This window comes from Actinotignum saccati (assembly GCF_051265055.1).
GTDB lineage: Bacteria > Actinomycetota > Actinomycetes > Actinomycetales > Actinomycetaceae > Actinotignum.
In genome coordinates this window covers 42,818-62,554 of sequence record NZ_JBOZCC010000006.1, presented here as the reverse complement: position 1 = coordinate 62,554, position 19,737 = coordinate 42,818, and the positions used below count along the sequence as shown (strand labels likewise).

The 19,737-nt window shown below is 61.9% G+C and carries 17 protein-coding genes; 15 read left to right on the top strand and 2 right to left on the bottom strand.

All coding sequences use genetic code 11. The features are described 5' to 3' along the window. The first annotated feature begins 79 nt into the window (after nucleotides 1–79). Nucleotides 80–2,074, top strand: coding sequence for an ATP-dependent helicase (locus tag ACRQEC_RS06300; protein WP_284890252.1), 1,995 nt, complete (start codon nucleotides 80–82; stop codon nucleotides 2,072–2,074). Nucleotides 2,075–2,209: 135 nt separating this feature from the next. Here the strand turns inward: ACRQEC_RS06300 and ACRQEC_RS06295 are convergent, their stop codons facing one another. After that, nucleotides 2,210–3,277: a hypothetical protein gene (locus tag ACRQEC_RS06295; protein WP_284890251.1), complete on the bottom strand. Its 1,068-nt coding sequence runs from the start codon at nucleotides 3,275–3,277 to the stop codon at nucleotides 2,210–2,212. Nucleotides 3,278–3,543: 266 nt separating this feature from the next. Next, complete coding sequence (locus ACRQEC_RS06290; RefSeq protein WP_284890250.1) at nucleotides 3,544–5,085, bottom strand: zinc-dependent metalloprotease; 1,542 nt, start codon at nucleotides 5,083–5,085, stop codon at nucleotides 3,544–3,546. Between the two features lie 141 nt (nucleotides 5,086–5,226). On the opposite strand from ACRQEC_RS06290, the gene ACRQEC_RS06285 reads away from it, so the two are divergent. The 14 genes from ACRQEC_RS06285 (at nucleotide 5,227) to ACRQEC_RS06220 (ending at nucleotide 19,730) form a co-directional block, all read left to right on the top strand. After that, a complete protein-coding gene (locus ACRQEC_RS06285) occupies nucleotides 5,227–6,330 on the top strand; it encodes a YlbL family protein (protein ID WP_284890249.1) in 1,104 nt (367 codons plus the stop codon). Nucleotides 6,331–6,472: 142 nt separating this feature from the next. Next, nucleotides 6,473–9,553 carry a UPF0182 family membrane protein gene (locus tag ACRQEC_RS06280; RefSeq protein WP_284890248.1) on the top strand — a complete coding sequence of 1,027 codons (3,081 nt, stop codon included), beginning with the start codon at nucleotides 6,473–6,475 and terminating at the stop codon, nucleotides 9,551–9,553. 243 nt (nucleotides 9,554–9,796) lie between these two features. Continuing rightward, the gene (locus ACRQEC_RS06275; protein ID WP_284890247.1) at nucleotides 9,797–11,227 is read left to right on the top strand and encodes a Na+/H+ antiporter family protein; all 1,431 of its coding nucleotides are present in this window, start codon (nucleotides 9,797–9,799) and stop codon (nucleotides 11,225–11,227) included. A 576-nt stretch (nucleotides 11,228–11,803) separates the two neighbouring features. Continuing rightward, nucleotides 11,804–12,373: a hypothetical protein gene (locus ACRQEC_RS06270; protein ID WP_284890246.1), complete on the top strand. Its 570-nt coding sequence runs from the start codon at nucleotides 11,804–11,806 to the stop codon at nucleotides 12,371–12,373. A gap of 52 nt (nucleotides 12,374–12,425) precedes the next feature. Next, a complete protein-coding gene (locus tag ACRQEC_RS06265) occupies nucleotides 12,426–13,043 on the top strand; it encodes a S24/S26 family peptidase (protein ID WP_284890245.1) in 618 nt (205 codons plus the stop codon). Continuing rightward, nucleotides 13,040–13,708, top strand: coding sequence for a hypothetical protein (locus ACRQEC_RS06260; RefSeq protein ID WP_284890244.1), 669 nt, complete (start codon nucleotides 13,040–13,042; stop codon nucleotides 13,706–13,708). The genes ACRQEC_RS06265 and ACRQEC_RS06260 overlap by 4 nt, the downstream gene beginning before the upstream one ends. Before the next feature lie 417 nt (nucleotides 13,709–14,125). Continuing rightward, nucleotides 14,126–14,941 (top strand): tyrosine-type recombinase/integrase, encoded by an 816-nt coding sequence (locus ACRQEC_RS06255; RefSeq protein ID WP_279058343.1) that lies wholly within the window; start codon nucleotides 14,126–14,128, stop codon nucleotides 14,939–14,941. A gap of 13 nt (nucleotides 14,942–14,954) precedes the next feature. Then, complete coding sequence (locus ACRQEC_RS06250; protein ID WP_279058345.1) at nucleotides 14,955–15,803, top strand: ParA family protein; 849 nt, start codon at nucleotides 14,955–14,957, stop codon at nucleotides 15,801–15,803. Nucleotides 15,804–15,814: 11 nt separating this feature from the next. Continuing rightward, nucleotides 15,815–16,123, top strand: coding sequence for a hypothetical protein (locus ACRQEC_RS06245; protein WP_279058347.1), 309 nt, complete (start codon nucleotides 15,815–15,817; stop codon nucleotides 16,121–16,123). Next, nucleotides 16,123–16,482, top strand: coding sequence for a hypothetical protein (locus ACRQEC_RS06240; RefSeq protein ID WP_284890243.1), 360 nt, complete (start codon nucleotides 16,123–16,125; stop codon nucleotides 16,480–16,482). Before ACRQEC_RS06245 ends, ACRQEC_RS06240 begins: the two co-directional genes overlap by 1 nt. Before the next feature lie 26 nt (nucleotides 16,483–16,508). After that, nucleotides 16,509–17,027 carry a hypothetical protein gene (locus tag ACRQEC_RS06235; protein ID WP_284890242.1) on the top strand — a complete coding sequence of 173 codons (519 nt, stop codon included), beginning with the start codon at nucleotides 16,509–16,511 and terminating at the stop codon, nucleotides 17,025–17,027. Next, on the top strand, nucleotides 17,028–17,396 hold the full coding sequence (locus ACRQEC_RS06230) for a hypothetical protein (protein WP_284890241.1): 369 nt from the start codon (nucleotides 17,028–17,030) through the stop codon (nucleotides 17,394–17,396). Next, nucleotides 17,396–17,653, top strand: a complete 258-nt coding sequence (locus ACRQEC_RS06225) for a hypothetical protein (protein WP_284890240.1) — start codon at nucleotides 17,396–17,398, stop codon at nucleotides 17,651–17,653. Before ACRQEC_RS06230 ends, ACRQEC_RS06225 begins: the two co-directional genes overlap by 1 nt. Continuing rightward, the gene (locus ACRQEC_RS06220) at nucleotides 17,640–19,730 is read left to right on the top strand and encodes a coiled-coil domain-containing protein (protein WP_435731876.1); all 2,091 of its coding nucleotides are present in this window, start codon (nucleotides 17,640–17,642) and stop codon (nucleotides 19,728–19,730) included. Before ACRQEC_RS06225 ends, ACRQEC_RS06220 begins: the two co-directional genes overlap by 14 nt. Nucleotides 19,731–19,737 lie beyond the last annotated feature (7 nt).

The window sequence follows — 19,737 nt, the reverse complement described above, 5'->3', positions numbered from 1 at the left end:
GTGGCTCGCCACGGGTTTCGATAAGGGGAAAATTTCTGTCGTAGGCGTGTGGCATCCTGAGAGGGCAAGGAGGAACACGATGGATTCACCCGAGGAATTGCTGGAATTTCTGGACCCGGATCAGCGCGCGGTCGCCACCGCGTTGCGCGGGCCGGTATGCGTGCGCGCCGGGGCGGGCACTGGGAAAACCCGGGCTATTACCTACCGGATCGCCTACGGGGTGCGCAGCGGGGCCTACGTACCGCAGAACGTGCTGGCGGTTACCTTCACCTCCCGCGCGGCCGGGGAATTGCGCTCGCGTTTACGGGACCTCGGGGTAGGCGGGGTGCCGGCCCTCACTTTCCACGCCGCGGCATTGCGCCAACTCTCCTACTTCTGGGGCACCGCGGTGGGGGGAACCATCCCGCGGATTACTGAATCGAAATTCGGGCTGGTCTCCCAGGCAGCCGGCCAGATCGGCCTGCCCACCGATAAAGTGAGTATCCGCGATCTCACCGCGGAAATTGAATGGGCAAAAGTTTCCATGATCAGCCCGGATAACTACCCGGAAGCCGCCCTGGCGGCCGGGCGCGGAGAAGTCGCCGGTCAGCTCAGTACCGATATTGCGCGCTTGGCGAAAGCCTATGAAGAAGTGAAAACCGAACGCCGCGTCCTCGATTTTGATGATGTGCTCCTCCTCCTCGTGGGTATCCTGCTGGACCGGGCGGATATCGCCCGCCAGATACGTGAGCAATACCGTCACTTCGTCGTGGATGAATACCAGGATGTGTCCCCCCTCCAGCACCGCCTGCTCCAGCTGTGGCTGGGGGACCGCAAGGATCTGTGCGTCGTCGGGGATGTTTCCCAGACCATTTACTCCTTCGCCGGGGCATCCTCCACTTACCTCGCCCGCTTCCAGCAGGAATACCCGCGCGCTCGCGTTATTGAACTCACCCGTGACTACCGCTCCACCCCGCAAATCGTGGCGGCCGCGAATACTGTGATTGCCGATGATGTTTCGGAAGGCGCGGTACAGCTGGTTTCCCAGCGTCGCTCCGGGCGCCCGGTTACCTTCCAGGAATATGAATCGGATGGGGCGGAAGCCGCCGGCGTGGTCAGCGCTATCCAGGCGCTCGCGGCGGAAGGTACCGCGCTCTCAGAAATCGCCATCCTCTACCGCACCAATGCCCAATCGGCAGAATTTGAGGCGGCCCTCTCCAAAGCGGGGGTGTCCTACCAGGTGCGGGGTGCGGAAAAATTCTTTTCGCGCCGCGATGTACGCGAAGCTATGGTGGCCATGCGTGCCGCGGCGCGCTCCGGGGTGAGCGGGTCGCTGGCGGATAATGTGCGTACCGTGCTGCGCCAGATGGGCTGGCGGGATGAAGCTCCGGCTACCGCCGGCTCGGCCCGGGAAAAATGGGAAGCGCTCCACGCTCTCATCACCCTCGCGGAAGATATGGAGGATAGCCGGGATGCCTCCATGATGGATTTCGTGGTGGAACTGGAAGAACGCGCCGCCACCCAGAACGTCCCGGAATTGGAAGGCGTGACCCTTTCCTCCCTGCACGCCGCCAAAGGCCTGGAATGGGAAGCGGTCTTTTTGGTGGGGATGAGCGAAGGTCTCATGCCTATTTCCCTGGCGAAGAAACCCGCGGCCATTGAAGAAGAACGCCGCCTCCTCTACGTGGGAATCACGCGGGCCCAAGAATTTTTGCAGATCTCCTATGCCGCTTCCTCCGGGCATCGCTCGGGCCGGAAAGTCTCCCGCTTCCTCACCGGCTTGTGGCCACAACCGGAAGATGAAGAAACCTCGCGGGCCACCCGCTACCGGCGCCGCTCCCGCGCTGCCGCGGAAGAATTCGTCGCCGCCTATCCCGAAGATGTGGCGCTTTTCGAGGAACTCGCGGCCTGGCGTGCCGAGCGCGCCCACGTCACCGGCAAACCGGCCTACACAATTTTCCATGACACCACGCTGCGTGCCCTCGCCATAGCCAAGCCGCGCAGCATCCACGCCCTCGCCCAGATCAAGGGGGTGGGCGCCACGAAACTTGCTATCTACGGGGAAGAAATCCTCGCCCTGCTGGCCGGGCACTGAGCGCGGGTGCATGTGCCCGGGGTTGGCGATATGAGCGCAGTTGGGTATGGCGGGTGCCGGTGGCCACGATGGGTACGCGATCCAGCCACTGCTCGCGGGCGGGCACGAACCATGCGCAGGCGTGGCGGTGTGCGCTCAGGGTGCTGCGGGTTCTGATTCGCAAGCGCAACTCTCATGCGGGGGTAGCGCAATCCGGTAGGGGAAACCGGGAAGCGGGGGCACCACCCACTGGGATCCTCGGGCCCGCTCGGCATGCCCACTCAAAACCAGGAGCGCGCTATGCACCGCAAGCGCAGCCGCGAGGGACACCGCGGGGCTAAACGGAGCATCACCGCGGGAACTAAATACCTGCGGAGCTAAGTAACGCCAGGCCGGATCCACATCCATCGCCGCAAAAAGCAAACACCTGGCACACGGCCCACTCCCGGGAACCACCACCGGCCCCACCCGAATATCAATATCCTCCGCATAAGCCAGCAGATAAGGAATCCGCTGCCTCTCCCACAAGGCACACCGCTGCGGATCAGGCAAGTGCACAGATGTCACCAACGCCAGAGCCGGTGGGCCGCACTCCACAGCCGCCGGAGTCCCCGCAGCCCCGGCCGTCCCCGCTGACGCGCGAGCACCACGCTCTGCGGCACCCGTGGCGAGACTTTCGCGCCTCGTGGCCCGGCCCATTCCCAGCGGCGTGACTGGCTGGGCCTGTGCATCAACCTCGATAACCGTGGTACCCCAACCGCGCTCGCGAAAATAACTCTGGAGAACCTGCTGCCGGGCAAAAGTACGCCACGTCGGCCGCCGGAAAATCGGGTGGTCACCGCTGTGCGGCCTACTCGTATCCGGAGTGAGAATATAACCCAAGCCACTAACGGCAAGATGCATACAAATCTCCACCGCCAGAGGATCCAAACGCTCCACGAAAACCGCACGCCACGCCAGATCAGGGAAAGCAGGCGGAGAAACCTCCAGCAGCCCCGCATCCCGAAGCGCGCCCAGCAGCGAACGCGCCCGGACCTCGCTCACCCCGTGCAGCTCACACGCAGCGAAAAACTCACTTTCCGTACTTGCAGACGTCAGAGAAGAAACCGCCCGCTGTTCCGCCGTGGAAAGCCCGCGCAGCCGCAGCGCCACGCGCGGATCCAAACCGATCTGCACTTCGTGCGTATCCGACCAATACACCCCTAGCGGCGAGCGGATCATCATGAGAACACCTTGAACAACACCATGGGCACAGCATAAAAAGCACATCGCCACAGCGCGACAGCCCATCCACAGGCCCGGGCGTTATCCCCAGGTGCACCCTCGCCGCACTGTTCAGGGAGCTTAGTTATCCACAGACCGCCCTGCGGGCCCGGACGAATTGTTATCGCCAGCGCCAGCGGTGTGATCGGTCAGCCAGCGGGGGATCGGTTAGCTAGCCGTGCGATCAGTCAGCTAGCCGTACGCGCAGTCAGCCAGCGGCGGATCAATCAGCCAGCAGAAGGATCAGTCGCTCCAGAGTCCCCACTGCCCGAGGGCGGCGTCGTCGTACCGAAACCCGGTTCGTGCGGCGCGTCGCCGAAAGGCGTGCCCCCGTCACTATTGCTCAACAGTTCCTCGAGGAACGCGTCCAGCTCCTCATCCAGCGCGGAAGGCTGCTCCTCCGGGGAGAAGAAACGATCCGGATCATCCAGATGCTCGGGCAGCGGCAACAAATCGGGATGCTTCCAGAGGGCGTCGCGCCCCGCCATCCCGCGCTCGCGAGCGGCGCGCGCCCAGAACGCCGCCGCCTCCCGCAACCGCCGCGGCGCAATATCGAAACCAACAAGCGGGCCGAAAACGCGATTCGACGGCGCCTCGGTGACCTCGCGGCGCGTGAGAGCCTCCGAAAGTTTCATGCTGTGGGGCAGCTGAGCCGCCACCGCGGTGCTCGTGACCGCGCTGACCCAGCCGGCCACCAGCGAAACAATATGTTCGAGGCGTTCGAGCGTGGCCTGCTGGGCGGGGGTGCGGGTAAAGGCGAACACTTCATTCATATCCAGCTGCGGCATCTGCCCGGACATGAGCTGCTCGGGATCGAGCTGGAGTTCGCGGACCTTCTCCTCGATGGCCTCGGTGTCGATGGCGATATCCGCGGCGTAGGCGGCCACGGCGTCCAGAATCGTGCTGCGCAGCCACGGGACCTGGGAAAAGAGCCGGGCCGCGGCCTGTTCGCGCACCGCCACGTACAGCTCCACTTCGCGCGCGTCCACATCCAAGCCCTCGGCGAAAGCGGACACATTGGCCGGTACTAGCGCGGCCGTTTCACCCTCGACCAGCGGGAAGCCGGCGTCCGCGGTCCCGAAGGAAATCTGGGCCAGTTCCGCGAGCCCTTGGCCGTATTGCATTCCTAATAACGACGCCGTCATTCCGGCGAGCATCCCCTCGAGCCCTCCGGGGAGCCCGCCGAGCATCCCGCCCGAGAGCATCTGGCGCATCTCCTCCGGGGCACGTTCCAGCTGCGAACTGAGAGCCTCGCCGAAAGCCCGCGCGAGATTCGCGCCTACCGGTGCGGTGAGTTTACGGAAAGTCGGGAGGGAATGAGCGATCCAATCCAGGCGCGACCACACCTGATTGGGGCCGCGCGGCGGATCGAAAACCGTGACCGGATCGAGCCACAAACTCGCCACGTCCATCGCCGAACGAGCCTGATCGCCCGCGGCCGCGGTGGGAAGCCCCGGGCCGGCCTTATTTACGGTATCCCGGGCCACCTGCTCCCCGATTTTCCAATTGACCGGCCCGTCACCCGAGGAACCGAGCATGGCGCGGATCTGATTCATAACCAGCCCGATATCGGCGGGCATGCCCATTCCTGGGATGCTGCTCGAGCTTCCCGTGCCGCTGCCGGCAGCTCCGTCGGGCTGCGTAACGCTACCGGGCTGTGCATTGCCTCCGGGGGCGAGGGAGCGCAGGATTTCCTCGGCAGCGTCATCGCCGAGGACCGCCCGCAGCATCTTTTCCCATTCGTCACGCGGCTGTGAATTCTCAGTCATTCTTCTCCTCGAGGTCCACCACTAAGCCTAAAACACCGCCGGCCCGCGCGGGTAGGCGCCTCAGCCCCTGGCGCAGCAGCCGGTATGCAAGGGTGAGCAGCGGTAGGACTGTGCCGCGCGATCAGGCATGATGGATAGGTGATGAAGAAACGTGCTTCCCGCTCAGCACGCCGCAGCGGCTTTGCTTTTGCGAGCTTGGCGGCCCTCGCCCTCCTTATCCCGGGTGCCTACACGGTGGAAATGGCCGGCCCGGCCCTCGACGTAACCGGGGAAGTGGCCGGCACCCGGCTGGTGAAGGTGGAGGGCGTGCCCACCTATCCCACCGATACCCAGCTCTATATGACCACCGTCTCCGCGGCCGGCAATCCCGAGGTGGGAACCCTGGGCGCACACGCCCTGTGGGCGCTGGTGGATCAGGAATCCCAGCTGGTGCCGGTGCGCCTGCTCTACCCGCCCACGCTCTCCAGCGCGGAGGACGATGCCCGCAACGCCGAACTCATGAATAATTCCCAAACGGTGGCGGCCGCCGTGGCCCTGGAAAAGGCCGGCCACCCCGTCACCATGAAGCTGCGGGTGGTGGAGATCCCGGAAGGATCCCCGGCCGCCGGCCAGCTTGAGCCAGACGATATTATTACCGGCATTACCGCTCCGGGTGCCGCCCCCACCACCGTCTCCACCTTCGGGAACCTCTCCACAGTCCTGCACGCCACCGAACCGGGCAGCACCGTGACGGTTTCCTACCAGCGCGGCGGCGAAGCGGGCACCACCACGATCATTACCGCGCCTTTCCCGCCGGACGAAACCGGCTGGGTCCACCCCGGCTCCCTCCTGGGCGTTTCCCTCGCGGTGGAGGATGTGCAACTGCCGGCCACCGTCACCTACGCGGTGGAAGGCATCGGCGGGCCCTCGGCCGGCCTCATGTTCGCGCTGGGCATGTACGACGAACTCACCCCCGGCTCCCTGGGCGGCGCCGCCGCCATCGCAGGCACCGGCACCCTCGCCTTCAACGGGGAGGTGGGCCCGATCGGCGGCATCCAGCACAAGATCGTGGGGGCGCGTGAGCGCGGCGCCACCGATTTCCTTGCCCCGGCCGCGAATTGCGGGGAAACTATCGGGTACGAACCGCAAGGCTTACGTATCTGGGCGGTGCGGAATTTTGACGACGCCGCAGCAGCCGTCCGGGATATTGGCGCGGGGCGGACCCCGAAACTTCCCACCTGCCAGGATGTGGCCGCGGGCCGGTAGGGGCGTGTTCGCGGGCGGCGTCGTCGTACCAAAAAACCGTTGACGCACGCGCGATTCTCAGCTTTTTCCGCTATGTTTGATAGGGAATAGTGATGGCCGGGCGCGCCTTGCGCTGCGCCGCGGAAGAAGTTGAGGATTTCGTTTGAGTACAACCGCACATCCCCGTTTGAGGCGGGAGACGCCGGGAGCTTTTTGGTGGACACTGGGTGTTCTAGCCATTCTGCTCGTGGCGCTCGTCGTCGGATCGGGCGTTTACACCGACGTTAAATGGTATGAACAAATCGGCGCGGCCCGCGTGTTCTGGACCCAATGGGGCTGGACCATCGCGTTGGGCACCATCGGCACCCTCCTGGTTGCCATCGTGCTGTGGCTGAATTTCCGCCTGGCGCGCAGCAAGGATGAGGGCATTATGGCCCCCAGCGTCGCGAACTACCGGAAGGCGGCGGAAAAGTACCGCTGGGCCACCAACCTAGGCCTGCCGCTGCTCGCCGGCGTGATTTTCGGCGCGCCGCTCTCCGGGGAATGGCGCACCTACCTCATGTGGATTTTCCGCACGCCCTTCGGGGATACGGATCCGCAATTCGGGCGCGATGTGGCTTTCTATGTGTTCACACTCCCGGTGCTGCAATCGGCGCTGAGCTTCGCGATCACCCTGCTGGTGATCGGGGCGATTGGCGCGGTGCTGGGCCATTACCTCTACGGCGGGGTCACGGTGGATTCGGGCAAGGTGCGGGTGCGCAACCGGGCCCGGGTGCATTTCTCCGTACTGGGGCTGCTCGCCTTTATCCTGGTGGCCGCCTACTTCTGGCTGAGCCGCTACACCCTGCTGCTCTCCAATAATGATCGTTTCTCCGGAGCGTCCTATACAGATATTAACGCCAAGCTACCCGGGCTCACGATCCTCGCGATTACCTTCCTGGCTATCGCGGTGCTCTTCGTGATTTCGGCGCTGCGCGGCTCCTGGCGGATTATCACCGCGGGCCTGGTAGTGGCCCTGGTAACCGGCGCTACGGTGGGCTGGGCCTGGCCGGCGCTGGTGGAACGCTTCCGGGTCACCCCGAACGCTATCGAGATGGAAACGCCGTATATTGACCGCAATATCTCGGCCACCCTCAAGGCCTACGGCCTGAACGACATCGAAACGATCCCCTATAACGCCCGCACGGATGCGGAAGCTGGGCAGCTGCGTAATGACGCGGAATCCACCGCGCAAATCCGCCTCCTCGACCCGAATATCGTCTCGCCTACCTTCAACCAGATGCAGCAGAACCGCCAGTACTACGGTTTTGCTTCCCAGCTGGCGGTGGATCGCTACAACCTCAATAAGACGGACCGGGATACCGTGATCGCGGTGCGTGAACTCAACCTGGACGGCCTGGGCCCGGATCAGCGCAACTGGGTCAATGACCACACGGTCTATACCCACGGCTACGGAGTGGTGGCCGCCTACGGCAATACCACCTCCGCTTCCGGCGCCCCGCAATTCCTCCAGTACGGTATTCCTTCCCAGGGTGAACTGGGCGAATACGAACCGCGCGTGTACTTCGGGCAGAAGAGCCCCGAATACTCCATTGTGGGCGCGCCGGAAGGAACCGCGCCGTGGGAGATTGACTATCCTTCCGACGCTGCGGAAGGCTCGCAGGTTCTCAATACCTATACGGGCGACGGCGGCCCCTCGGTCGGCAACTTCTTTGACAAGCTCATGTTTGCCATCAAGTTCCGCTCCACGGATATTTTCTTCTCCGACCGTGTGACCTCCGAATCGCAAATCCTCTTCAACCGCGACCCGCATGAGCGGGTGCGCAAGGTGGCCCCCTACCTGACCTTGGATTCCAAGGCCTACCCGGCCGTGGTGGATATGGACGGGGATCCGGCCACCCCCAAGCGCCTGGTGTGGATTATCGACGGTTACACCACCTCGAATAACTACCCGTATTCGGCGCGGGAATCCCTGGCGGCGGCTACCACGGACGCCCTCAATTCGCGCGGCATGTACGGTGCGGCTTCGGGTCAGGATGTCAATTACATTCGTAACTCCGTCAAGACGGTTGTGGATGCCTATGACGGCTCGGTGTCCCTCTACAAGTGGGATGAGAAGGACCCGATCCTGCGGGCCTGGGAATCGATCTTCCCGGGCATGGTGCAGCCGCTGGAGAAGATGTCCGGGGATCTTATGGCGCATGTGCGCTACCCGGAGGATCTGTTCAAGACCCAGCGCTCGCTGCTGACCCGCTACCACGTCAAGGACCCGGCCTCCTTCTACTCCGGTGGTGACTTCTGGAATGTTCCGAACGAGCCGGCGGTGGATACGGCCGGGGCGAGCGGGATTGCCGCGGCGCAAACCGATAGCAAGCAGCCGCCCTACTACCTGACGCTGCAGATGCCGGGCCAGGATTCCGCGGAGTTCTCCCTGTCCACGGGCTATATCCCGGGTGGTCAGACGGACCGCAATATTATGACCGGCTTCTTCGCGGTGGATTCCAATGCGGGATCCACGCCGGGGGAGAAGCGCGAAGGCTACGGCAAGTTGCGGCTCCTCGAGCTGCCGCGCGACCTCACGGTTCCCGGCCCGGGCCAGGCGCAGAATAATTTCCTCTCCGACCAGAATGTGTCCCGCGCGCTCAACCTGCTGCGTTCGGGTGGTACCACGGTGCGGATGGGTAATCTGCTCACCCTCCCGGTGGGTGGCGGCATGCTCTACGTGCAGCCGGTCTACGTGCAGGCTTCGCAGGGCACCACCTACCCGCTTATGCAGTACGTGCTCACGGCTTTCGGTGATGGGAATATCGGCTTCGCGCCCACCCTGGAGGAGGCCCTCAACCAGACCTTCGGCGGTGATTCGGGTGCCCAGGCCGGGGACGCCGGATTGCAGAACGTCAAGGAAGATATTTCCGCCGGGGAGGGCAAGGCGCCCGCGGCGGGCACGCCCGGTGCTACCCCGGGTGCCACGCCTGCTCCCGGTACGACGACGCCCACCCAGCCCGCGCCCCAGCAGCCCAGCGCTGCGCCCGGTGCGCCGGCGCCCGCTCCGGCTCCGGCCGCGGGTGGCACCCCGCAAGAGCGTTTGGACGCCGCGCTGCAAAGCATGAAGCAGGCGGTGGGCCAGGCTGATAGCGCGATGAAGAGCGGGGATTGGGCAGCCTACGGGCAGGCCCAGAAGAACCTGCAGACCGCGCTGGATCAGGCCATCGCAGCCCAGAAGGAGCTTGAAGGGGCTAAGTAATCCCGCATAGGGCGCAGCTCGGCAGCCCGGTAGGGCTGGCCTGGCAGTGCTCCTCTCACGTGGCGGCCACCCGAGATCGGGTGGCCGCCACTGGCGCCTCTGGGGGCGGAAGTGGCGGCGTCGTCGATAAAAATACGGCGGAACAGCGACGCACAACGGCCGGTAGTGCAAGAAATAATAGAAAAGCTGCACAATTGTGGATACTTATCCAGGCCGCGGGCGGGACTGGGTATATTCAGCCTTATGAATGCTGTTGTGGTGGCTGTTTGTTTGATGCTCCTCCTCGCGGTACTTCGTGTGCACGTGGTACTGGCTCTGTTTATCGGCGCGCTGGTGGGCGGTGTGCTCAGCGGCATGGGTCTGGAAGGGACCATGGTGGCCTTCCAGGAAGGCCTGGGTGCCGGGGCGAAAATCGCGCTCTCGTACGCGCTGCTCGGTGCGTTCGCGATGGCGGTGGCCCATTCCGGGCTGCCGCGTCTGCTTGCCGATTGGATGCTCGGCCATCTGCGCAGTTCCGATGGCGCGGGCTCGCGCAAACGCACCTTCACCCGCTGGGCGATGCTCGCCGGGATTTGCGCGATGGCGGTCATGAGCCAGAATCTCATCCCGGTGCATATCGCTTTTATCCCGCTGCTCATCCCGCCGCTGCTGGTGGTCATGAATAATCTGCGGCTGGATCGGCGCGCGGTGGCCTGCGTTCTCACCTTTGGCCTGGTGACCACGTATATGTTCCTGCCTATCGGCTTCGGCAAGATCTTCCTCACCGATATTCTGCTGGGGAATATCGCGAAGGCCGGCATGGATGTGAGCGGCATTAACGTCATGAGCGCGATGGCGATTCCGGCGGCGGGGATGGTGGTCGGTCTGCTGCTCGCGGTGTTCGTGACGTACCGCAAGCCGCGGGAATATCGCGATGTGGCGGTGGATGGGGGAGCGGGCGCGAACGGCGCGGGCGGCTCTGGCGCGGGCAGTGCGGGTGGCTCTGGCGCGGCTGGCGCGAACGGTTCTGGCGCGACCGGCGCGGCCCCGGCGATTTCCCGCTACCGCATCGTGGTCTCACTCGTGGCCATTCTGGTGTGCTTCGGGATCCAGCTGGCGCTCAACGCGGTGGACTCGGACGCCGACGCGCTACTGGTGGGCGCGCTGGTGGGTCTGTGCGTCTTCATTTTCTCGCGCGCCGTCAAGCTGCACGAAGCCGACGACGTTTTCACCGACGGCATGAAAATGATGGCCCTCATCGGCTTCATTATGATCAGCGCTCAGGGCTTCGCGAATGTCATGAGCGAAAGCGGGCAGATTGAGCCGCTGGTGCACGCCACGGCGGCAATGTTCGGGAGCAATAAGGCGATGGCCTCGCTCGCGATGCTGCTGGTGGGGCTGCTGGTGACGATGGGGATTGGTTCGTCCTTCTCCACACTGCCGATTATTGCGGCGATTTACGTGCCCCTGTGCGCCACACTGGGATTCTCCCCGCTGGCCACGGTTTCGATTATCGGCACGGCCGGCGCGCTGGGCGATGCCGGTTCTCCCGCCTCGGATTCCACTTTAGGGCCGACGGCGGGGCTGAACGCGGACGGCCAACATGACCATATCCGCGACTCGGTCATCCCCACCTTTATCCATTTCAATATTCCGCTGCTCATCGCGGGCTGGGTTGCTTCGCTGGTGCTGTAGCGGGGGTGATGGCCGCCGGGCGCGGGGGACTGGCGCGGCGTGTGGTGTCCGTAACTACTTCTCGTCGCGTGTGAAGAGGCAACACGGATGAAGAACGCGTCAGTGAGAATTCAATTGCATATGTATAAGAATAAAATCACGGAAAATAAGTCTGGATTGGATCGGATTTGGGTTCTTTAAGTAAAGAGTGAGGCGCTCACCGTGGTCCATTGCGTCAGCTCATCGGGCAGGAATTCCGTTCACCAGATATCGGGGCATTTTCATTCAGGTTTACCTGATATCAGCGTGTGTCGGTGTTTTTCACGGGTGGCTTCCGCATCGAGGGGAACTGGGAAGATTCCGGAGCTTTAACGTGGCGCGGCTGCGTTGGATCTCACGTGGAATGCGCGCGCATATTCATGCACAATAAGTAAAAGGTTAACGCCGTGGAGGGAAGGCCGACGACGCACAACCAGCTCCGCAGCGCTTTGCCGTTACAAGGAATGGGCAGAGCGCGGCGGCGAGGGCTCGCCCCCTCGTCTTCCATGGCTGCATGACTACCTCACCTACCATCTGACTTCGTGAAGGAGAAACGCTGTGGAATCACGCAAAAAGCGTTGGTTGATCCCGGTTCTTTTGGCTTGCATCTTCGGGCTGCTCACGGGCGGTGCCTACACCTATTGGGCCGGCACTGTGTCCAACCCGGCGGCGCATAACGATTCTGAAACCGTTGTGATCGGCCAGGGGCAGAACGTGACCACCGAGCTGGATGTCACGAAGGCTCTTGCTAGCCAGGGGAAGAAGCTGGTTCCCGCCGGGAAAACCGGGGTGAGCATTGGTGGCACGAGCGAGAACGTTGAGTCGTTTGACGTGACCTACACCGTGAAGTGGCAGGAGCCGGATAGCGCTGATGTGATCGATGCGAGCGATAACGTAACTGGCACGCTGGCTGTGACCGAAACCCATGAGATTGAGGGAGCTGCCGAGCATAACGGTCTGGTGGGCGTAGAAGTCACCCCGACAAGCACCCAGATCAAGGCGGACGGCGAATCGGTTACGGTCACCGTGAAGGTCACCCTCGCGGAGCCCGCGACCAAGGCCGCTTACGATGCCATCGTGGGGCAAAACATCAAGGTGAACCTCACCTTCGCCGTCACCCAGCCCTAAGGTGAGCGCGGCCCTCGAAACGAAGAACCTCCGTGAGCATAGGCGCGGCCCGGTGCGCGAACGTATCGCGCGGACCGCGCTGCTGCTCGCGGTTTTCGTGCTGTCCTTTTTCTTCGCCGTCGCGGCCCTGCAGCCCAACCTTCTCATCAACACGCTGGGCTGCCGTCCCCTTATCGTGTCGAGCGATTCCATGTCGCCTCGCCTTAATCGCGGCGACGTCGTTGGCGTTGTCCGGGCAGATATAGGGGAGCTGAAAGTGGGGGATATTATCGCGGTTAGCCCGGCGACCAATTTCGTCGTTGTCCATTACCTTGCCGATAAGCGCCGCGATACGGACGGTGGTGTGCTGCTGAAAACCAAGCGCTATGGGGTGGATGAACCGAAAGACTGGGATTACTGGGGCATTACCCGCGAGCAAGTCATCGGGAAGGTCGGGTTCGTGATACCGAAGATCGGGCACGCGGTGTTCTTCGCGCGTTCGGTGCCCGGCGTGATCACGCTGGTGGGCTGCGCCCTTGGAATCTGGGCGATAAGCGCGATCCAGCGCCCGCGGCGTGGTAGTGATGACGGGAGAGCGGCAGCTGGGATCGTGGAAGCCAAGCGTGTGGAAGTTGAGTGCATGGAAGCCGAGTGTGCGGCAGCTGATTGCGGGGAAGGTGAGCGAGAATGACCGCGCTGGGCACATCTGTGATGAGCGTCGTCTCCTCCTGGGCCATCGCGCTCGCGCCACTCAACGGGTTCTGGGGCGAGGCTGCGAATGTGCAGCTTGAGGGCGGTGGCGACGTGGTGATAGGCATGTGGTACATGCCCGATCCCGATGATGCCGCTGCCCCGGAGGTGGTGGATTTCGATATTGACAATCCGCCGACCGCGCCCATCACGAAAGGGAGCATCGTCGTCGTAAAAAAGAACGGTGAGGTGGTGGGCGTGTTCACGGCGCTGCACACGATTGACCCCGCGAATCCGGATTTCAATCCGCTGGACCCGAACGAGCGGTGGGTGCGGCCCATGGTGTACTCGGAAAACACCGCGGAATACCGCCACTTCCACCACTATCACAACCATGATTACGTGATTTTTGAAGGGAAAACGTACCAGTACGCGTGGGGTGTGGCGCATAACCCGAATACGGTGTCTGAGCGTCCGCCGAGCGTGGGCGAGCCATACTGGGTCAAGGTTTCCGATGCGCCGATTCAGGACTTGTGGTTCCGGCACCGCATCTACCTGCGCGGCGCCGAGGTGATCTACAAGGGCGTGCGGTATCGGTGCGAGCTAGATGGGCGGGCCGGGTTCCAGCCGGATCATCCCAATAACGGGTGGACGCGGTTAGAGTAGGCAGCTTGCTAACGTGAGCGCGGGTATGACAAGAGCTCCTGACCTGGTGATTTCCCTGGTCAGGAGCTCTTCTTCGTGGCGGGGAGAGGATTTGAACCTCTGACCTCCGGGTTGAAGCTCGCTATTCGCAAGCTGTGCCGAAAAATTCGCTCCCTCCGCAGTGGCGGGGAGGTGACTTACACGCTTACAGCGTAGCAGTTTCAAAGGTGAAAACTGCGTGTAAATCGCTATTAGTTAAGCATGTCAAATAACTTTGGAAAATGGCCAGTTCCCGAAGGTTGGGATCTTGAACTGGAGAAATGGGAACATCTACTCTCTGCTAGCGGAAGCCGGCAAGCAACTATAGAAACCCGAATAGGCCTCGTCCGAACCCTCGCACGGGCCTTGAAATGCCCTCCAGGCCAAGTAACCGCCGCCATGATTATCGAATGGGCGGGCAAAAAGAAAATTGCCACGGAAACGCGACATTCCTACTACCAATCCATCAAAGCTTTCTTCTCTTGGTACGCCGCAGCCCATCACGTTGATGACCCAGCGGCGGTCCTGCCGATGGTGCACAGGAAAACACCTCCGGCACGACCAACGCCCGAAGAAGTCTATGAGGACGCACTTGATGGAGCACCTCCACGGACAAGACTCATTTTGCGATTAGCAGGCGAGGTCGGGCTACGAGCTAGCGAAATCGCCCAAATCCAAAAGGGACATCTTATGAAAGACCTACTGGGCTACTCCCTCTCAATATGCGGGAAAGGAGGAAAAATCCGAATAGTGCCAATCCCGCATGACATCTACGTCGAGATGCGGGAGCAGTTCAACCTCACGGGCATATGGCTATTCCCCGGGCAAAAGGAAGGACATCTCGCCGGATCCTGGGTTGGCAAGCTTGCCCGCCGGGAACTCCGCGATGGATGGACTCTCCACACTCTCCGGCACCGCTTCGCAACCAAAACATACGCTGCATCGCAAGACGTCTTAGCAGTGAAAGAACTACTCGGACACGAGAGTGTCGATACAACGCAGAGATACATCCAATCCAATGCCGCCGTAATCCGGGCTGCGATGCTCGGCGCGCGACAAGACCGCTACAAATACTGCGCCCCATTGCCAGCGGATACGGCAATGCCAGCCAATGCGGCAGCGCCAGCACTGCCAGCAGGTACGGCAATGCCAGCCGTGCCAGCAAACACAGCCCCGCTGGCCATGCCAGCACCAACCCACATCCCAGGACTATAGAAAGAAGAACCCCATGATCATCGCTATCTGCAACCAAAAAGGCGGTGTCGGTAAAACGACCATCGCCACGAACCTTGCACACCGTATTACCCACAGCTCCGGCAAACGTGTGTTGCTAGTGGATGCTGACCCGCAAGGAAGCGCGACGACGACGCTCGGCGTGGACGTCGGCGCGGAGACGCTCACGCTCAACGACGTGCTCGCCGCGGTGGCTGCTGGAGCACCACCCGAAACTGCACGTCAAGCAATCCTGCCAGTGCCGGGTTGGGGTATTGATCTACTCCCCGCCGACCGGGCGCTCTGGGATCGGGAAAACGACACGACTTTGGGCCGGGAATATAGGCTCAAGACCATCCTCACACCGCTACGCGATGCCTATGACGCTATCGTGGTGGACTGCCCGCCATCGCTGGGGATGTTGACGACCGGGGCGCTCGTCGCCGCAGACACCGCGCTAATCGTGACCACGGCACGTGAAACCGCTTGCGATGGGGTGGCCGAGATGATCACGACCATCGCCACCATTAAATCTCTATACAACCCGGCTCTTGAGCTTGCGGGCATCCTCGTGAACTCCTATCAGCAAGGACGCTTGGATACCCGGCGGTGGCTAACGGAGTTGGAAGCCACCTACGGTGACTATCTACTCGCTCGGTATATGCCAGCGCGTGAGGCATTCCCCCACACCGCAACCAACCACATCCCCATCGGCGACGCCGACGCCTTGATCGAAGAAGCATTCAGGACCCTACAAGCCACACTCGCCGGCAACGCCGTATCCGCTGGCGCTGCCGCACCTGCTGGCGTGGCCGTATCTGCTGGCACTGCCAGCACTGCCAACAATGGCAGCACCGCTCTGTAAGGAGGCCAGCGATGAAAATGACGAAGAAAACCTTGCTCCGCCTGCTTGCCAACCCCCACGACATCAACTTCCGGAACATGATCGCAAACGATGTCGTGACGCTCTGGCACGCAGCCGCATCAAACGCAACCCTGCTCGAAATGCGCCTGGACTCCGACCCTTGGAGAATGCCGGGCAACGACATCATCAAACACGGCAGCGACCAGCAGCTCGTTGACCTGTACTTCACGCTCAATGAAACCTACGCCCAACTCGAACGGGCGATCAAACTCCTCGACAAGGTCAAAGACACGCACAAAACAGAAACGGAAGAACAGTAATGAAAAAGCCTGATACAAGCGCGTTACAGACGCTCAAGAAAGCACCCATTACGAACCCCATCGTCGCGGGCGGAGAGGATAACATCCTCGCTGGCACCGCTGGCACCGCTGGCACCGCTGGCACCGCTGGCACCGCTGGCACCGCTGGCACCGCTGGCAGCCAGCAGGCCACGAAAATCACCATTCGACTCCCCCGCGAAGACGCCGACCGGATCAGGGGTGCGTGGCTCGCCGATTGCGCCACTGGAAACCGCATCTCGCTCTCCGAGTGGATAACCGCGATTCTCAACGCTCGCGTGGACACTTACACGAATGTCGTGCCGGTTGTTGCGGGAGCGGCACCCAAAGGCAACATCTAAAACCTCAAGACCGAAAGGAACCTCTCATGTACTACCTTGATGCATCCTCGAAACTAACCACCCACGACATCCGCTATACGGTCCGTCAAGCTGTGATCAACGCCGGGCTAGAAAGCCTGGAAAAACAAGGACTCTCCGAGGCCGACTACGACATGGACGAAGTAGTTGGGAAGCTCACCAGCGACGCGGATACCGTTTTCGAGGCGTGGACCGCTCGCATTATTACCGCCGCACGCGAACACCTAGCAAGCGAAATGCTCTCTCGTCTTTCCCGTAAAGGCGAAGACTATGACCGTGGGGCTGGCGCTGCCCATAAAGCGTATGAGGAAGCCCGAGACGAAGCAGGCGAGGCTTACAAGCACGATGAATACAGTGCGGCGTGGGATGCTTACGCGGAATACATGTATTTGCAAGGCATGGATCTTGCGTGCGAGAAACACCAGACCTACATCCGCGAAATCCTCGCCAAAGTCCCCTCCCTGGCCGACCTGACCATTCCAGACGACCAACCAAGCAACGCCGCCACGGTGGAGGAGGGGGAATAAATGGAACCCACACCTCAAGCGATTATTGCGGCGGCGCGTGAGCACTTCGCCACCCAAATGCTCGATTTACTTTTCCGGAAGGGCCGGGAATACGACAGAGAAGCACACGATGCTTACGAAGCATACGAAGAAGCCCGACAAGAGCAAGAGTTTGCTTACGAACACGACGATAGTGAGCGGGCGTGGGAAGCCTGGCAGAACTCACGCGAATCTTACGCAACCTACCAGCACGCAAGGGGCATGGACCTCGCTTGCGAAAAACACCGCATCTACATCCGAGAATTCCTCGACGAAGTACCTTCCCTTGCCGAAATTGGCCTCTCAGATGCACGGCCGGCCGAAGCTCCCACGGTGGGGGTGAGCAAGTAATGCAGCCAGAAGAAAACCAGGCCAGCAACGCCAGCGAGGAGACACCCGCCAGCAATGCCGGCAATGAGACATCTGCCGTATCTGCTGGCAATGCCAGCAGCGCCAGCCATGCTGGCATGGACCGCGATGCCGGATGGAAGTTACTTGCTAGCTTCATGGCCCGCCAGAAGCAGCACGAAAAAGATGGAACCTGGCGCAGCTACAGGCCAGGCGAAAACGAACCTGAAACGGAGGGGGATGAGGATGCAGTTATCTAAGGCTGATACCGCGCGGTTGGAAGCCGCCGCGAGCATGGCACTCTATGCCCCTATTACAATCAACCTCGACAACGGTGCAGTCGCCGTTGTCTCCCCGGGTGGGCATATACGGATTGACGGCCAGGAGTGGAGTCCGGAAGTATCGTCCGTGCCAGCCGTGCCAGCCGTGCCAGCCGTGCCAGCCGTGCCAGCCGTGCCAGCCGTGCCAGCCGTGCCAGCACCGCCGGAACCGCCGGCGGATACGGCCGCGGGGGAGGGCGCGTCGTCGTCAGAAGTCCCAGTAAAAACAGAAACTACTGACGCCGCTCCGCCCGCCCCTGTGGGCACGTTAGAAGATGGGCGTTTGCGTCTCCTTGAGCGTGAATACGCCAGCCTGCTCCTGGAAAAACGAAGTCTCGAGGCAGAGTGTGAAAACCTCAGAAACGCTCACGCCATTGACGAGCATGAGAGCGAGTATTTAGTTGCTCAACTTGATCGCCTGCAAGCCAGCCTCGAAAGTGCTCAGCGTGCAGCAACACAAGCCGAAGAACAAGTAGCCGCACAAACGCTTGCTTTACAGCAGGCCCAGGCATCTAGCTCGGCACTAGAAACCGAACTAGGCGCAGCACGCAACGAACTCAGCGAAGCACGCAAGCACGCGCGTGATTTAGAAGAACAAGCTGAATCATCGCAGCAAGCACTCAGTGATGCCGAGGCAACCCGTGAAGCCCTTACTGCCTGCCAGCAAGATTTAGTCCGGATGCGGGAAGACAACGAGAAACTCAAGACCGCCAACAGTGGTCTTGTTGGGCAGCTTGAGCAGGCACGTGTCCAGGTATCCGCGCTCACTGCCCAGCTTGAAGAAAGAACCGCAAAGATAACCGCGCTGGAAGCTCAGAATGCTGAAGATCGTGAGAAGCTCGCCGAGGCTCTCCGTCAGCTTGAGCAAGCCCAGGCCGCGCTGGTTGAGAAAACCACGGCCCTCCAACAGGCCGAGCAATCCCTGGCCACAGAGCGAGACGCGCACGCAGCCGAGCGCCAAGAATTCGAAGCACTCCGGCGTGAGATAGAGGAAGGTACGCAAGAGAGTGAACAGGCTGAGGCTATGCGTCTTGAGCTTGCTCAAGCCCGCGAAGAGCAAGCTCGACTCAGTCAGGTGCTAGGCGAACGCGGCGAATATATGCAGACGCTTGAGGCGGATAAAGACCGGCTCAAGCGCGAACGCAACACGGTTGCAGGTCAGGTCCGAGAGCTACACACCGAGCTAGCAGCCGCCAGTCTTGCCCTTGAAAAAGTACAGGCAAAAAACGCGGAACAATCTCGCAAACTTGGCGAGCTGGAGGCGGAAAACAAACGGCTCAGTGCCCAGTTACGCGCCGGCCGGCCCGTAGATACCGTCAGTTTGCCGGTGGTTCAGCGCCCTCCCACTATCCCGCCAGCACCCGCGGAGGAAAACCCTACTTCTGGTGATGACAAGGAGGGAGATAGACGCCGCGGTCTCCTAAAAGCCTTCGCCGGAATCCTGGCCTTTGTCTTGGCTTTAGCGGCTGGATACCTCGCACACCTCCTCCTCGCAAGCGCAGGTGAGGATACGGCTACTCCTACCCCAGGAGTACCTACCGTTACCGTGTCACCGACGACGCGGAGCACTCCGTCCTCAACACCTTCGCCCGCCTTGCCAGCAACGCCAGCAGATACAGCACCCCCAGCGCCCCCGGTGGGCGAGGGCGGGAGCGCGCCTCAAGGCACCGACGACCAGCCAGCACCGCAACCAGACTGGCAGCCACCCGAGCCAGTAGAGGCGCCAGCACCCGCACCTGAACCGGCACCGGTCCCGGAGCCGGCCTACGTCACCGACCTCTCCGCCAACGCCAGCTCGAGTGGCCGTTCGGTCACGATCAGCGCAAGCGTAAGCACCAGCGGCGCGGTCCCGGTCTCCGTCTACGCAAGCGTTGGCGGACGCTCCCTATCACTCGGATCCCAAACAGTTGCGGGTAGTGGCTTCTTCGAAGCCAGCATCACTATGGAGCCGGGCACCTATTCGTGGTCTGTGAGCGCGGATGGCTTGGTGAATTCCGGGACAATCACCGTCTACTAAAGGGGAC